The following is a 16,667-nucleotide window of genomic DNA, read 5'->3' on the forward strand; positions in this document are numbered from 1 at the left end:
TTCTTATCAAATTATCCAATTAAAAAGTTATTGGATTTTCAATATACTTTACAGGCTAGCTTTCCGAAAAAAAGATAAAACTTGATCGTGACAAAAATCGTCATCTTCATGTTTTCCCTATTTTTTAGACAAGACAGAACGAGCCTGTTCAGCTGTAACATTATCTAGCTTCTCAGGCTAGCCTTTTGAAAAAAAGATAAAACCTGATTGTGACAAAAATCGTCACTCTCATGTTTTCCTATTTTTTAGACAAGGCAGAACGAGCCTGTTCAGCTTTTAAAACAAGGAGGTTCATTTAGTGGCAGAAAAGGCACAGGAGTTATTCGCAAAGTTGATTGATCAGATTCAGTTAAGTGACCAAGAACGTCAGCATCCTCTAATTCAACAGGGGAGAATCAACAAAGTAGTCGTTCATCAACAAAGCCGCTTATGGGAATTTCATTTAGGGTTCACAGAGATTTTACCTGTCATGCTTTATCAATCATTCATGCAGCAATTAGAACTTTCTTTTCAGCAAATTGCTGGTGTATCTGTAAAAATTTCAGCAGACAAAAATGAATTTACTGAAGAGCAATTAACGGACTACTGGCAATTAGCCTTATTAAATAGTCAATGTGATACACCGCTAGTTCAACGCGTGATAAAAACGCAAACACCAATTATTGAAGACAAAAAAATAATCTTACCTGTTGATAATGAAGCCGTTATTCCTTATTTAAAACAACAATATTTACCAATTATTGAAGAGCTTTATATTAATTATGGGTTTCAAAAATTTCATATCGAACCTAAAATGGATGAACAACAAGCAAAACGCGTGTTAGCGCTTTTTGAAGAACGCAAACAAGAACAAGATGCAGCTTTCCAGCAACAAGCGGCAGAATCACTTGTTAAGCATGAACAAAAGAAAAAACAACAACAGCAACAAGGGCCTGCCCTTGAAGGCCCCATTCGTCTAGGAAGAAACTTACCAAATGACGAACCGATCATACCTATGGGCAATATTTTAGAAGAAGAGCGTCGAGTGACCATCGAAGGATTTGTTTTTGATGTAGAAGTACGTGAATTACGCTCTAAACGTAAAATTTTGATTTTAAAGATCACCGACTACACCTCATCATTTATCGTTAAGAAATTTTCAAACGGCGAAAAAGATGAACAAGTATTTGATGCGATTCAAAAACATAGTTGGATTCGAGTTCGTGGAAGTATACAAGAAGATACATTTATGCGTGATTTGGTAATGAACTGTCAAGATTTGATGGAAGTCAAACATGCACCGCGGAAAGATTATGCGCCAGAAGGTGACAAACGAGTGGAACTTCACCTACACAGTAATATGAGTACAATGGACGCAACAAACAATGTAGCTGATTATGTTGCTCAAGCAGGTAAATGGGGACATAAGGCAATTGCCATCACTGATCATGGAGGAGCTCAAGGATTTCCTGATGCTCATAGTGCAGGAAAAAAAGCTGGCGTGAAAATTTTGTATGGTTTAGAAGCTAATGTTGTTGATGATGGTGTACCTATTGCTTATAATGAAGCGCACATTGAATTAAGTGAAGCGACTTATGTAGTATTTGACGTGGAAACAACTGGATTATCTGCTGTCTATGATACGATTATTGAGTTGGCAGCTGTCAAAATGCATAAAGGCAATATAATTGATACATTTGAACAATTTATTGATCCAGGTCACCCGTTGTCTCAAACAACAATCAATTTAACTGGAATTACAGATGAAATGGTACGAGGCTCAAAATCAGAAGAAGAGGTTCTTCGTTTATTTAGAGAGTTTTCTGAAGACACTATTTTAGTAGCCCACAATGCATCATTTGATATGGGATTCTTAAATACCAGTTATGGCAAATACGATATTCCAGAAGCAGAAAATCCAGTTATCGATACACTAGAGTTATCTCGTTATTTACATCCGACATTCAAAAGCCACCGATTAAATACATTATCTAAAAAATTCGGTGTGAATCTAGAACAACATCACCGAGCAATTTACGATTCTGAATCCACGGGTCATTTATGCTGGATCTTTTTAAAAGATGCCAAAGAAAATCACAATATGAATTATCATGACGAATTGAATATGCATATTGGAGAAGGAGATTCTTATAAACGTGCCAGACCGTTTCATGCAACGATATTAGCAACGACTCAAGCAGGTTTAAAAAATCTATTTAAGCTGATTTCAATGTCTAATGTCAATTACTTTTTCAGAATTCCTCGAATTCCCCGCTCTCAATTAAACAAATTGCGAGAAGGGCTGATCATTGGATCAGCTTGTTCTAACGGTGAGATATTTGAGGCGATGATGCAAAAAGGTGTGGAAGAAGCAAAAAATCGAGCGAAGTTTTACGATTATATCGAAGTAATGCCAAAGGCTGTTTATGCACCGTTACTTGAACAGGAATTAGTAAAAAGTGAAGCTGATTTAGAAGAAATCATCACTAACTTAGTTAAAATTGGTGATGAATTAGATAAACCGGTCGTTGCGACGGGAAATGTTCATTACCTGAATGAAGAAGATAGTATTTATCGTAAGATTTTAGTTGGTTCTATGGGTGGTGCAAATCCGTTGAATCGTCATAGTTTACCAGAAGTTCATTTTAGAACAACCGACGAAATGTTGACAGCCTTTCAATTTTTAGGCGAAGAAACGGCGCATCGTTTGGTTGTAGAAAATCCTAATGCAATTGCAGATATGTGTGATGAAATTACACCTGTTAAGGATGATTTATATACACCAAAAATTCCAGGTTCTGAAGATGAAATAAGAAATTTAAGTTACAATCGTGCCAAAGAGTTATATGGAGATCCCTTACCTGATATTGTTGAGAAGCGCTTGAAAAAAGAATTGGATAGTATTATCGGAAATGGATTTTCAGTTATTTATTTGATTTCACAAAAACTAGTGCACAAAAGTATGGAAGATGGGTACTTAGTTGGTTCCCGTGGCTCTGTAGGTTCAAGTTTTGTAGCGACGATGACTGGTATCACAGAAGTGAATCCTTTAGCGCCCCATTATCATTGTGTCAATTGTAAACACTCTGAGTTTTTCGAAGATGGATCTTATGGTTCAGGATTTGACATGCCGGAGAAAAATTGTCCTAATTGTGGTCAGCGTTTATTTAAGGATGGTCATGATATTCCATTTGAAACCTTTTTAGGATTCCATGGAGATAAAGTACCCGATATCGATTTGAACTTCTCTGGTGATTATCAGGCGGAAGCGCATAACTATACGAAAGTTTTGTTTGGTGAAGAATACGTTTATCGTGCTGGAACGATCGGTACTGTTGCCGATAAAACCGCTTATGGATTTGTAAAAGGTTATGAACGAGATCATAATCTACATTTTAGAGGAGCCGAAGTAGATCGTTTAGCTAAAGGTTCTACAGGGGTGAAGCGGACAACTGGACAGCATCCTGGAGGAATTATTGTTATTCCAGATTATATGGATGTGTATGATTTTACGCCGATTCAATATCCTGCAGATGATCAAAATTCTGAATGGAAAACAACTCACTTTGATTTCCACTCGATTCATGACAATATTTTGAAACTCGATATCTTAGGACATGATGATCCTACGGTTATTCGGATGTTGCAGGATTTATCAGGAATCGATCCTAAAACGATTCCGACAGATGATGCTGAGATGATGCGGATTTTTGCCGGACCTGAGGTATTAGGTGTGACGCCAGAACAAATTTATTCTAAAACTGGTACATTAGGGATTCCAGAGTTTGGGACTCGTTTTGTACGAGGGATGCTTGAAGAAACACATCCGTCAACCTTTGCAGAGTTACTGCAAATATCTGGACTTTCACATGGTACCGATGTTTGGTTAGGGAATGCTGAAGAGTTGATTCGTAGAGGCGAAGCAACATTGGCAGAAGTAATTGGCTGTCGTGATGATATCATGGTTTATTTAATTCACTCAGGATTAGACAGCGGAATGGCGTTCAAGATTATGGAAACTGTTCGTAAAGGGTTATGGAACAAAATTCCTGATGAGTTAAGGGAAGAATATTTAACTGCGATGAAAGAAAATAATGTACCTGATTGGTATATTGATTCTTGTTCAAAGATCAAATATATGTTTCCAAAAGCCCATGCAGCAGCATATGTTCTGATGGCGCTTCGCGTGGCTTACTTTAAAGTGTATTTTCCAATCCTTTACTACTGTGCTTATTTCTCCGTACGTGCAGACGATTTTGATTTAGTTGCAATGTCACAAGGAAAAGAAGCAGTAAAGGCTCGAATGAAAGAGATTCAAGATAAAGGGCTGGAAGCCTCTACAAAAGAAAAAAATTTATTAACAGTTTTAGAACTTGCCAATGAAATGATCGAGCGCGGTTTTAAATTCGGTATGATTGATTTATATAAATCGGATGCTGAAAATTTTGTGATTGATGGAGATACATTGATTGCGCCGTTTAGAGCTGTACCTAGCTTAGGTCTTAATGTGGCGAAATCAATTGTTGAAGCAAGAGAGCAACCTTTCTTATCTAAGGAAGATCTTGCGAGTCGAGGAAAAGTATCTAAAACATTGATTGAGTATATGACTGAAAATGGCGTTTTGAAAGATTTGCCGGATGAAAATCAATTATCATTGTTTGATATGTTATAAAAAATAGAGTAAAGTTTAGATATTTAGCTCTAAAATAATAAAGGAAATACCACAAAAATTATCTTGATAATTTTTGTGGTATTTCCTTTTCTTGATGAATAGATTCCGTTAAAATATACTAATTAAATCTTAGCTTTATATATATTATGAAATATCATTGTATTTTGCTCACTAATAGATTCATGATTGGAGAGGTCAAAAGCAATACTTATTTGTTATAACAATATTAATACAATGAGTTAATAGTTAGGAGATTTTAATTTAGTGAAAAAAAGGTTTTTTTCTATTTATATATTAATGTTTTTAAGCCTCATAGTTTATGTAAATACAATGTTTTCAGCTATTGTTGAAGCTGAAGAGGTTTGGTTACCGCAATCTAACTATTTGGAACACCAACAATTAGCTCCCGTCAACAAGAAATACAGCAAACAAATCCAGATTGGAAACTAAATATCTTAGATAATCGTTTAAGGAAAACTTCATGGGAAATTCAAGCACGCGTTATGCATCCTTTTCAAGCGAAGGTTGGAGAGACAACGAAAGAACTTAACGGAGCTGAAATAAAGATAAAGGATAATGGGAATATAATTTATTTAAATCAAGAAGTGAAAAATATTTATATGAAAGAAACCCCTGAAAGTAGTAATATCATCCAGTGGAAGGGGTTAAATGGATTTTATTTAAGTGTACCGCCAAGCGCAATCAAAAAAGATCTGTCCTATCAAACGGAAGTAGAGCTTTTATTAAGTGTTGGACCGTAGTTCAATAAAAAATTAAAAATTGTGTGAACTCGTTTACACTCTTAAATAAAAAGTCTATCTAAGCCTAATAGTTTATCATATTAAATTGATAACATTAGGTTTAGATCGATTTTTTTGAAATAAAGAATAGCAGTAAGTGTCTAATAACAAGTATTGTTAGAAAAAAAGGTAATAAAAGTTTTAATAATAACACTAAACCTTTAACTTTTCTTTTTAGTAGCATATAATAAGAAAGGGTTTATTTGAGAACACATAATGATGACTTTCATGGTACAATAGCATGTAATGGATCACTACAGGAGGGAACACGATTATGGTTAAAGAAAAATCAAGATATAAAGCTGTGATTGCCGATCATACGTATACGATCATCGGACAAGAAAGCAAACAACATATGGATTTAGTGACGAAATTAGTCAATGAACAATTAGCAGAAATTAAACATATCTCACCACAAACGAATAATGAGCAAGCATCTATTTTGTTAGCGATCAATGCAATTTCTGATCAGTTGAAGAAACAAGAGAAAGTTCTTAATTTAGAAAAAGAAGTGGCTGAGTTAAAGAAACGGACGATTAGATTAGCTGAGTTAGAAAATCGTATCAAGCGAATTGAAGCCATTGAAGAAGAAGCAAGAGTTGTGTTAAAAAACAATGGTCAAGAAGACGTTGAAATCCATAATCATATGGAAGCGCAACAAATTTTAAATGAAAATCGTAAACAACAGATTCAAAACAAAAGTACTCAAGATCAATAATTTGAGAGGATGACAGGATGTTAACATTACTCATTTTACTACTATTAGCCATTGGATTTTATACAGGAGCTAAACGCGGATTGGTTCTGCAAATTATATATACATTCGGTTATCTATGCTCTTATTTAGTAGCAAAAACGTTTTATAAGAGCTTGGCCTCTCATTTGGAATTGTACATCCCATATCCTTCACCAACAGCGGATACTAAATTAGTTTTTTTCAACCAAGAATTGACACTAGATTTGGATCAGGCATTTTATGGAGCAGTGGCTTTTTTACTTATTTTAGTAGCCGGTTGGCTAGTTGTACGATTTTTAGCCATTTTTGCCCATGGATTGACTTTTGTACCAGTTTTAAAACAAGCTAATTGGTTAGCAGGAGGCATAATAAGCGTACTGGTTATTTATATTGGTGTATTTTTGGTGTTGAGTATGCTATCGATGCTACCAGTTGATGCTGTTCAAAACCAATTTAAAAATAGCGGGTTCGCTCGTTTTATTGTAAAAGACACACCGATTTTTTCAAAACAAGTCTACCATATGTGGATTGAACAGATGATAAAATAAAATATCAACGCTATTGACGAGTGGATATTCAAATAATGCTAAATTATATTATAGAAACGACTTATCTTAAGTATTACAAGAACAGAAGGTGAAAAATGAATACACGAATTTTAATGACATTAGGTTTTGACAAGGTTAAATTGCTGGTGTCTCAGTATATTGTGACAGCCCAAGGGCTAGAGGAAGTTGAACATTTAGTTCCTGTAAACGATGCAGCTAAAATTCATGCATGGTTGGAAGAAACAGAGGATGGATTAAAAGTTCAGCGTTTACGTGGAGGAATCCCGATTCCTAAAGTAGAGAATATTCGTCCCCATATGAAACGAATCGAAATTGGTGCGGATTTAAATGGGATTGAATTAGCACAAGTGGGGCGAGTGCTGTCAACGACTTCTGAAATTATTCGCTTTTTTAGTGATTTACAAGACAGCGAAATTGAATTGTTGAGACTCTATTCTTGGATGGATCAATTGATTGTTTTACCTGAATTGAATCGACGTCTGAAAGAGTCAATCGATGAAGACGGACGAGTAACTGATGAAGCATCACCAGAATTAAAAATCATCAGAAATAATATTCGTAGAAGTGAACAGACAATCCGAGAACAATTAGATGGCATCGTTAGAGGGAAAAATGCAAAATACCTAAGTGACGCAATTGTAACAATGAGAAATGAACGCTATGTTATTCCAGTTAAACAAGAGTATAAAAGTGTGTTTGGCGGTGTTATCCATGACCAAAGTGCATCAGGACAAACCTTATTTGTTGAGCCAAAACAAATTGTTGATCTGAATAACCGCTTACGCCAGCATCAAATTTCTGAACGTAATGAAATTGAACGGATTTTATCAGAGTTATCCGCTGAACTAGTTCCTCATAGAAACGACATTATGCACAATGCATATGTGATAGGGAAATTGGATTTTGTGAATGCGAAAGCTAGATTTGGTAAAGAACTGAACGCCGTGGTTCCTGAAATAAGCGAAGAGAACCATATCTATTTCAAGCAAGCAAGACATCCGTTATTAGATCAAGAAAAAGCTGTTCCAAATGATATTACGATTGGGGAAGATTATCAAGCGGTTGTTATTACGGGACCCAATACAGGTGGTAAAACCATTACATTGAAAACCTTAGGATTACTTCAATTAATGGGGCAATCTGGGTTACCGCTGCCTGTTGGTGAAGAAAGTAAAATGGGTATTTTTGATGAAGTCTTTGCGGATATCGGAGATGAACAATCAATTGAGCAAAGCCTCAGTACGTTTTCTTCTCATATGACAAATATCGTTGATGTACTAAAAAAAGTTGATAGTCACAGTTTAGTGTTGTTCGATGAATTAGGTGCTGGGACGGATCCTCAAGAAGGGGCAGCGCTAGCTATCTCAATTTTGGATGCCTTAGGAAGTAAAAGTGCTTATGTAATGGCTACAACGCATTACCCAGAGTTAAAAGTCTATGGGTATAATCGAGCTGGTACCATCAATGCGAGTATGGAGTTTGATGTAGATACCTTAAGTCCAACCTATCGATTATTAATAGGGGTTCCTGGCCGAAGTAACGCTTTTGAGATTTCAAAACGTTTGGGTTTAGATACTACAATCATTAATGAAGCAAAACACATTATGGACGGTGAAAGCCAAGATTTAAATGAAATGATCGCTGATTTAGAAAATCGTCGTAAGATGGCGGAAACTGAATACTTAGAAGTACGTCATTATGTAGACGAATCCCAACGATTGTACAATGAGTTAAAAGAAGCGTATAGTTACTTTTTTGATGAACGTGAGAAAGAAATGGTTAAGGCGCGTAAAAAAGCCAATGATCTAGTTTCTCAAGCAGAAGAAGAAGCTAGCGGGATTATTTCTGATATTCGCAAAATGCAGCTTAACAACGGTAATCAAGGCGGCATAAAAGAACATCAATTGATTGATGCAAAATCTAAACTTTCCCAACTGCACCAAGAGGAAGCAAAGTTGGAAAAAAATAAAGTTCTGAAAAAAGCGAAAGAACAAAAGAAATTAAAAATAGGTGATGAAGTGATCGTGAATACTTACGGGCAACGAGGGACATTGATTCGTAAGTCAGGAAATCATGAATGGCAAGTTCAACTAGGCATCTTAAAAATGGCTGTTGACGAAAGTGATATGACACCAGTTGCTCCAGAGAAAGAGCCGAAACAAAGAGTTACAGCTGTCCGTTCAAGCGAAAGCAGCCATGTAGCAAATCAATTAGATTTACGAGGCCAACGTTACGAAGAGGCGTTAGCCGAAGTTGATCAATATCTAGATGCGGCTATTTTAGCTGGATATCCTCAAGTAACGATCGTTCATGGTAAGGGAACCGGAGCATTACGTACCGGGATTACAGATTATTTGAAGAATCATAGAAGCGTTAGCAGTTTTGAGTTTGCACCAGGGAATCAAGGCGGTAATGGAGCAACGATTGTTAAATTTAAATAGTCTGCTTACTAAAGGTAAGCAGAAAACTAGTCGAATAATTAAACGAGTGATATAATCAGTTTAGAAATGAAAGAGTAGGAGGTCTTTAATATGACACAAGTAATTACTGATAAAGAATTTTCAACTGAAACAGATAGCGGTCTTGTCTTGATCGATTTTTGGGCAACTTGGTGTGGCCCTTGTCGTATGCAAGGACCGATTTTAGAACAATTAAGCGAAGAATATGATGAGAGTGAAGTAAAAATCACAAAAATGGATGTAGATGAAAATCCAGAAACGCCTGCATCATTTGGAATCATGAGTATTCCAACTTTACTTTTGAAAAAAGATGGAGAAGTTGTAGAAAAAGCAGTTGGTGTTCATTCAAAAGAACAACTACGTGCATTAATCGACAAACATCTGTAGAATAAAATTTTAGGATGGAGATATTCTTCATCCTATTTTTTATGTCTAACTTTAGAGAAAATGGTATAATAAAATTTATCAAGAAAAGAAAGGAAGTATTATGAACGATAGAATCAAAAATAAATTAGCATTGCTTCCTGACCAACCAGGTTGTTACTTAATGAAAGACAAAAATGGTACAATCATTTACGTTGGGAAAGCTAAAGTTTTAAAAAATCGCGTACGTTCTTATTTTACTGGCAGCCACGACACAAAAACAGAGCGTCTTGTCAGTGAAATTGAAGATTTTGAATATATTGTGACTGAATCAAATATTGAAGCATTGCTTTTGGAAATAAATTTGATTCATAAAAATGATCCTAAGTACAATGTCATGTTGAAAGATGATAAAAGTTATCCGTTTATCAAAATTACAAATGAGGATTATCCCCGCCTGTTGATTACTCGAAAAGTGTCTAAAGATAAAGCATTATATTTTGGGCCTTACCCAGACGTTGGTGCAGCCAATGAGACAAAACGCTTGCTTGACCGCCTTTTCCCATTAAGAAAGTGTCGAGTTTTACCTAAGGAAGTTTGCTTATATTACCATATGGGACAATGCTTGGCTCCTTGTGTGTTTGATATTCCAAAATCAACCTATACAGAGATGGTTGGTGAAATCAAACGCTTCTTAAATGGTGGACATCCAGTAATACAAGAAGAATTACAGAAAAAAATGGATATAGCTGCAGAAAATATGGAGTTTGAAAAAGCAGCTGAATATCGGGATCAAATCAAAGCAATTGAAACAGTCATGACTCGCCAAAAAATGACCAATGCTGATTTAGTTGACCGTGATGTTTTTGGTTATGCGGTAGATAAAGGTTGGATGTGCGTTCAAGTATTTTTCGTTCGTCAAGGAAAACTGATAGAGCGAGATGTCTCTATTTTTCCTTTTTATAATGAAGAAGAAGAAGACTTTTTAACATTTATTGGACAATTTTATCAAGAAAATGAACACTTTATTCCAAAAGAAGTATTGATTCCTGATAACATCGATATTGCCAGTGTAGAAGCTATGTTAGCAACAAAAGTTTTGCAGCCTCAAAGAGGTGAGAAAAAGAAATTAGTCAAATTAGCTGGGAAAAATGCAATAGTTGCCCTGCAAGAAAAATTTGATTTAATTGTACGTAAGCAAGAACGAACCATTGGAGCGGTAGAAAAATTAGGGAATGCCATGAACATTCCATCTCCAGTGAGAATTGAGGCATTTGATAACTCAAACATCATGGGAACCGATCCGGTTTCAGCGATGGTTGTTTTCATAGACGGACGCCCAGACAAAAAAGAATACCGAAAATACAAAATAAAAACGGTAAAAGGTCCTGATGATTATGCATCAATGCGGGAAGTTATTTATCGCCGCTACTCACGAGTCCTAAAAGAAAATTTACCATTTCCTGATTTGATTGTCATTGATGGTGGGAAAGGGCAAGTGGATGCTGCTAAAGAGGTTTTAGACAATCAACTAGGGTTAGATATTCCAATTGCTGGACTAGCAAAAAATGATAAACACAAAACAAGTGAGCTTCTTTTTGGTTCTAATTTAGAAATCGTTCCTTTAGAAAGAAACTCACAAGAATTCTTTTTATTACAGCGGATTCAAGATGAAGTCCATCGATTTGCGATTACTTTTCACCGACAATTAAGAAGTAAAAACAGCTTTTCTTCTCAATTAGATGAGATAGATGGTTTAGGTCCAAAGCGTAAGAAAGAGTTATTAAAACAATTTAAATCGTTAAAAAATATTACAGCTGCATCGGTAGAGGAGCTAAATGCTTCTGGATTACCGAAAAATGTGGCAAAAAATGTGTACGATCATCTTCATAAGGAAATAGACTCAAAACAAGATTCTTAATATTTGAACATTAAGTTGAAAGATCCCATTGTCAAAGAATTGATTGTGGGATTTTTTTATCCATGTCAAGTAAAATGCTCATATGAAGAAGAAAAGGTTTGACTCCACTAATAACAAACGATATCATATTATTATGTCTCAGTAAAAAGCAGGACTAGAAACATTGATTAGAAGATAGCGTTAGTTTTGGAAGATGAATTATCTGAATCTTTAGAAATTTCGGGTAGTGTAGTTAGGAAATTCTAGTAGAATCTTGAATGATTTTTTTTAATACTAATACATGGTAAAATTTGTTAAAGATTAGTGCACAGATTTTTAATTTGAATACAGGAGGATGGGAAATGTTAGAAGTAAATGGTTTGGTTAAAACATTTGGTGATTATACAGCTGTAGATAATATCTCTTTTAAAATACCAGATGGTAAAATACTTGGGTTGATTGGTCAAAATGGTGCTGGTAAAACAACAACATTCCGTTTAATTTTAGATTTTTTAACACAAGATAGTGGAACTGTACTTTGGAATGGTCATCAATTAAGTGGAAAAGACTACAATGATATTGGTTATCTACCTGAGGAACGTGGATTATATCCAAAAGTATCGGTTCAAGAGCAATTGATTTATTTTGCTGAGCTAAGAGGCAAGACAAAAAAAGAAATCGAACCTAAGATTGATGAATGGATGGAAAAATTTAAAGTTAAAGGTAAAAAAACAGATAAAGTAAAATCATTATCTAAAGGAAACCAGCAAAAAGTTCAGTTAATCGCAACACTCATTCACGAACCTAAACTAGTTATCTTGGATGAACCGTTTAGTGGATTAGATCCAGTGAATGCGGAGCTTTTAAAAGATGGAATACTCGCTCTAAAAGAAAAGGGCTCGTGTGTCATTTTTTCCAGTCATAATATGGATAATGTTGAAAAAATTTGTGATCATCTAGTCATGTTAAAAAATGGAAAGATGGTGCTAAATGGTAAAGTTCACGAAATTCGTGAGAGTTTTGGACGTACGAAAGTATTTTTAGAATCACCGTTAAATCCTGAAGATATCTTATCCATTGATGGGGTAAAAACAGCTATCAAGCGTGGAGATGGTGTTGTTGAAGCGACATTAACTGATCCAAAGGCGGGGCAAGAAATTTTTGCTCGTGCAACTCAGTATGGTTATATCCCAATGTTCAATCAGCAACCACCGAGCTTAGAAGAAATATTCAAGATGAAAGCAGGTGAACCAAATGAGTAAGTTTTGGATTATAGCAAGTGACGTATATAAAAAAAATGTAAAATCTGTTTCTTTTCTCATCATGATAATTGTCCCGTTCCTAGTTTTGGGAATCATTTATATTGCTGGTTCAATAGCCGGAGGTTTGTCAGAAGAGACAACAGTTGGTCTTGTTTCAGATAATCCCAAAGTAGCAGAAGAATTAGCCAAATCAAAAACAGATGACTATACATTTAAAGTAGTCAAGTCTCAAAAAGAAGCAGAGAAGCAATTAAAAGACAAAGACATTGAAGCTTTTCTTATCTTAGATACAGAAACGGAACAAATTCAAGGAAAATTATACGCTGAATCATCTCTAGGTACGACAACTGAACTGATGTTGAGTCAAATGCTTAATAGCTTACAATCTTCACTGAATGCCGCAAAATTGAAGTTAACTCCTGATCAACTGACCAGCTTAAGTCAAACAGCAAATTTTAAAAAAACGAAAGTAAGTTTTGATGAGAATGGAAAAATGACGACAGGACAAGACAATACAGCAATTCAATCAGTTGTATCACTTGTGGTAACTATCATTCTTTGGGTGATAATTATCACTTATGCATCGATTATTGCTCAAGAGATTGCCTCTGAAAAAGGAACTCGGATTATGGAAGTCATTTTATCAAGTACAAAAGCTCAAACACATTTTTACGGGAAATTGACTGGAGTCATTTTAGTGGCACTTACTCAAATCGTAATTTATGCAGGAGCAATCGGAATAGGTTATACGCAATTGAAGAATTTAGATATAGTGAAAAGTTTCATATCTGGGTTGTCATCTGCAAATTTATTTGGAAGTTTCCTATTTTTCACGTTACTATTTTTTGTGTTAGGGGTATTAGTTTATTCAGTACTAGCAGCTTTATGTGGGTCATTGGTATCAAAACCAGAAGATACGGCAAAAGCTGTTCAGCCAATTATCTACATTGCGATGATTGGATATTTTATCGGAATTTTTTTAGGAGCAAACGATCCGCAGAATATTGTGATTAAAGTGTCATCTTATATTCCATTGATTTCATCCTTCATTATGCCAATTCGATTAGCAAGTGAGACAGTAAGTACTGCTGGGGCAGCTATTTCTGTTGGAATTCTAATTGTTTTCGGTTTGCTATTAACACTATTTTCAGCGAAACTATATAAATCAAATGTCTTAGTTTACAGCGAAGGCGGCGTGTGGAAATCATTAAAACAATCCATTTCAATATTAAAGAATGAACGAAAAAAATAATTACAAAAAAAGCAATGAAGAAAAACTTCACTGCTTTTTTTCATGTTCTCTGATAGGAACAGTATTTCGTTCAATCAATTGAACACTCATTTCCTGTTGGGCAAGAACTTCTGTATTCAATTGATTATAAATATAAATAAAAGAATTCTCAGCTTGTTGTTTAATAGAATAATCTACAGTTGTGATATGCATCAATCGACTGATTTCACTATTATCAAATCCAATTACAGCTACATCCTCTGGAATTGAGTAACCCAATGATTGAAGTTCAGAAATAAATCCAGCCGCAACTGAGTCTGTATAAAAGGCCATTGCATCAGTTTTATTGGCCATATCATGCCAAAGTCGAGCGATATTGCGGCCATTGTCTAATCTTGCATTATCGTGGAAAAGCCATTCTTCTTTGCTTGAAATGTTTTTTTCTTTGTGAAAATCATTAATAGCACGTAATCTAGCTTTAGTATTTAGATTTTCAGAATTACCTAAAACATGACCAATAGAGCGATAACCTCGCTGAAAAAGATAATTTAATGAGCGTAAGTAACCTGAGTAATGATCGATATATGAAGAATAGATTCGCTCAGAATCAATCCTATGCCAAGTTGAGATGGGACCATAAATACTATAAGGTTCAATAACTTCCCATCTATTTGCTCTAGTTAAAATAAAAACACCATCTAGTTGTTTGTATTTCATCTGATTTAAGGCGTCAATTTCTTTTTTCTTGTCTCCATCAGTAAAATACAATGTTACATAATAATTATAACGCTTAGCGATAGAAATAAAGCTTTCAAGAAAAATTCCTAAAGGATCGATAAAACCTTGTGCAAGAAAGCCGATGGTCTTTGTTTCTCCACTTTGTAAATTACGAGCAATTAAGTTAGGAGAATACGCTAAAGTTTCCATTGCTTCGAGAACCTTTTTACGACTTTCTTGACTAACGTAACCATTTCCTGAAATCACTCTAGAAACAGTAGATTTTGATACTTGGGCCTGTTTTGCTACATCAATAATCGTTGTCATTTTTACTCCTTTTTTCATAGAATTAAAAACTACAAAAATGGTTTTTTATACATTTAGTTAGTCTTTAAGTTAGATTCTGTACATTTTTTAGTATAACACAAAATTATTAAAAAAAGAGCTTGACATGGGAACATTCCCACAGATTATTATGAAAATGTAATCGATGTCAGAACGTATTCTGAACAAAAAATCAGGAGGGAAACACATGACAAGAAATGCATTGAAAATCGCAACAATCGGTGGGGGTTCAAGCTATACACCGGAATTAATTGAAGGATATATCAAAAGAAAAGACGAATTACCAATTAAAGAAATTTGGTTAGTCGATATTGAAGCTGGAAAAGAAAAATTAGAAACAGTTGGCGCTATGGCAAAGCGAATGGTTCAAGCTGCTGGGTTAGATTGGGAGGTTCATTTGACATTAGATCGTCGTGCTGCCTTAAAAGATGCAGATTTTGTATCCACACAATTTCGTGTAGGTTTGTTAGATGCACGAATCAAAGATGAACGAATTCCGTTATCACATGGTGTTTTAGGGCAAGAAACAAATGGAGCAGGCGGAATGTTTAAAGCATTTCGTACGATTCCTGTCATTCTTGACATTATTAAAGACATGAAAGAGTTATGTCCCGATGCTTGGTTAGTAAACTTTACAAATCCTGCTGGTATGGTTACAGAAGCTGCAATTAAACATGGTGGATGGAAAAAAACTGCTGGTTTATGTAATGTGCCGATTGGGCATAGAAAGCAAGCTGCTGAAAAACTAGGAATTCCAGAAGATGATCTATTCTTCAAATTTGCTGGAATCAATCATTTTCATTGGCATCGAGTATGGGACAAAGAAGGAAAAGAAAGAACGCAAGAATTGATTGACCTGATTTATGGACCTCAAGAAGATTCAGAAAGTCATTTGAAAAATATTCATAATGCGCCTTTTCACTATGAACAAATCAAAGATTTGGGATTGTTGCCATGCGGTTATCATCGTTATTATTATATTGAAGATGAGATGTTAAAACACTCAATCGAAGAGTTTGAAAAAGGTGAAACAAGAGCGCAAGTGGTGAAAGAAACTGAAGCTCGCTTGTTTGAATTATACAAAGATCCAACTTTAGATTACAAACCAAAAGAGTTAGAACAACGTGGTGGTACACATTATAGTGATGCAGCGTGTGAGTTGATTGCATCGATTCATAATGATAAACGAACAGATATGGTTGTTTCTACAGAAAACAATGGAACAATTACAGATTTACCTTACGACTGTGTTGTTGAAGTTTCAGGTCCTGTAACAGCCCATGGACATGAACCATATAATTGGGGAGCCTTTCCACCTGCTGCAAGAGGAATTATCCAAGTAATGAAAGGAATGGAAGAAACTGTGATTCGCGCAGCTATTGATGGAGATTATGGTGCTGCATTGCATGCGTTCACTATCAATCCTTTGGTGCCAGGGGGGACGATGTCTAAAATATTACTAGATGAATTATTGATTGCTCATAAAGATCACCTTCCAAATTTCTCAGAGGCTATTGCTAAGATTGAAAAAGAGCAGCCAGATACGGTAGCTTATGTTACTGAATTAATGAAAAGTAATTAAATAGTATTCAAAAAAAGACCGAATCGTTTGTCGTCGGTCTTTTTTTGAATAC

At 35.2% G+C, this 16,667-nt stretch carries 11 protein-coding genes; 10 read left to right on the forward strand and 1 reads right to left on the reverse strand.

Annotation, left to right across the window (positions count from 1 at the left end):
• Positions 1-298 precede the first annotated feature (298 nt).
• The 9 genes from AC4BB2_RS06265 (at position 299) to AC4BB2_RS06305 (ending at position 13,992) form a co-directional block, all read left to right on the forward strand.
• On the forward strand, positions 299-4,651 hold the full coding sequence (locus tag AC4BB2_RS06265; protein WP_490474570.1) for a PolC-type DNA polymerase III: 4,353 nt from the start codon (positions 299-301) through the stop codon (positions 4,649-4,651).
• A gap of 503 nt (positions 4,652-5,154) precedes the next feature.
• Entirely contained in the window at positions 5,155-5,412 is a 258-nt protein-coding gene (locus tag AC4BB2_RS06270) for a hypothetical protein (RefSeq protein WP_490474571.1), read from the forward strand.
• Positions 5,413-5,725: 313 nt separating this feature from the next.
• Complete coding sequence (gene zapA / locus AC4BB2_RS06275) at positions 5,726-6,169, forward strand: cell division protein ZapA (RefSeq protein ID WP_490474572.1); 444 nt, start codon at positions 5,726-5,728, stop codon at positions 6,167-6,169.
• A 17-nt stretch (positions 6,170-6,186) separates the two neighbouring features.
• Complete coding sequence (locus AC4BB2_RS06280) at positions 6,187-6,735, forward strand: CvpA family protein (protein WP_490474573.1); 549 nt, start codon at positions 6,187-6,189, stop codon at positions 6,733-6,735.
• Between the two features lie 95 nt (positions 6,736-6,830).
• Positions 6,831-9,197 carry an endonuclease MutS2 gene (locus tag AC4BB2_RS06285; protein ID WP_490474574.1) on the forward strand — a complete coding sequence of 789 codons (2,367 nt, stop codon included), beginning with the start codon at positions 6,831-6,833 and terminating at the stop codon, positions 9,195-9,197.
• 90 nt (positions 9,198-9,287) lie between these two features.
• A complete protein-coding gene (gene trxA, locus AC4BB2_RS06290) occupies positions 9,288-9,602 on the forward strand; it encodes a thioredoxin (RefSeq protein ID WP_490474575.1) in 315 nt (104 codons plus the stop codon).
• Between the two features lie 100 nt (positions 9,603-9,702).
• Positions 9,703-11,499 carry an excinuclease ABC subunit UvrC gene (uvrC, locus tag AC4BB2_RS06295; protein WP_490474576.1) on the forward strand — a complete coding sequence of 599 codons (1,797 nt, stop codon included), beginning with the start codon at positions 9,703-9,705 and terminating at the stop codon, positions 11,497-11,499.
• Positions 11,500-11,840: 341 nt separating this feature from the next.
• The gene (locus tag AC4BB2_RS06300; RefSeq protein WP_490474577.1) at positions 11,841-12,740 is read left to right on the forward strand and encodes an ABC transporter ATP-binding protein; all 900 of its coding nucleotides are present in this window, start codon (positions 11,841-11,843) and stop codon (positions 12,738-12,740) included.
• A complete protein-coding gene (locus tag AC4BB2_RS06305; protein ID WP_490474578.1) occupies positions 12,733-13,992 on the forward strand; it encodes an ABC transporter permease in 1,260 nt (419 codons plus the stop codon). The genes AC4BB2_RS06300 and AC4BB2_RS06305 overlap by 8 nt, the downstream gene beginning before the upstream one ends.
• Positions 13,993-14,019: 27 nt before the next feature.
• On the opposite strand, the gene AC4BB2_RS06310 is transcribed toward AC4BB2_RS06305, so the two are convergent.
• Complete coding sequence (locus AC4BB2_RS06310) at positions 14,020-15,015, reverse strand: LacI family DNA-binding transcriptional regulator (RefSeq protein WP_490474579.1); 996 nt, start codon at positions 15,013-15,015, stop codon at positions 14,020-14,022.
• A 205-nt stretch (positions 15,016-15,220) separates the two neighbouring features.
• Here AC4BB2_RS06310 and AC4BB2_RS06315 point away from each other — a divergent pair, with 205 nt between their 5' ends.
• Positions 15,221-16,615 carry a 6-phospho-beta-glucosidase gene (locus AC4BB2_RS06315; protein ID WP_490474580.1) on the forward strand — a complete coding sequence of 465 codons (1,395 nt, stop codon included), beginning with the start codon at positions 15,221-15,223 and terminating at the stop codon, positions 16,613-16,615.
• Positions 16,616-16,667: the final 52 nt, after the last annotated feature.

The sequence above is a fragment of the Enterococcus sp. AAFC-DPL-5146 genome (assembly GCF_058216635.1).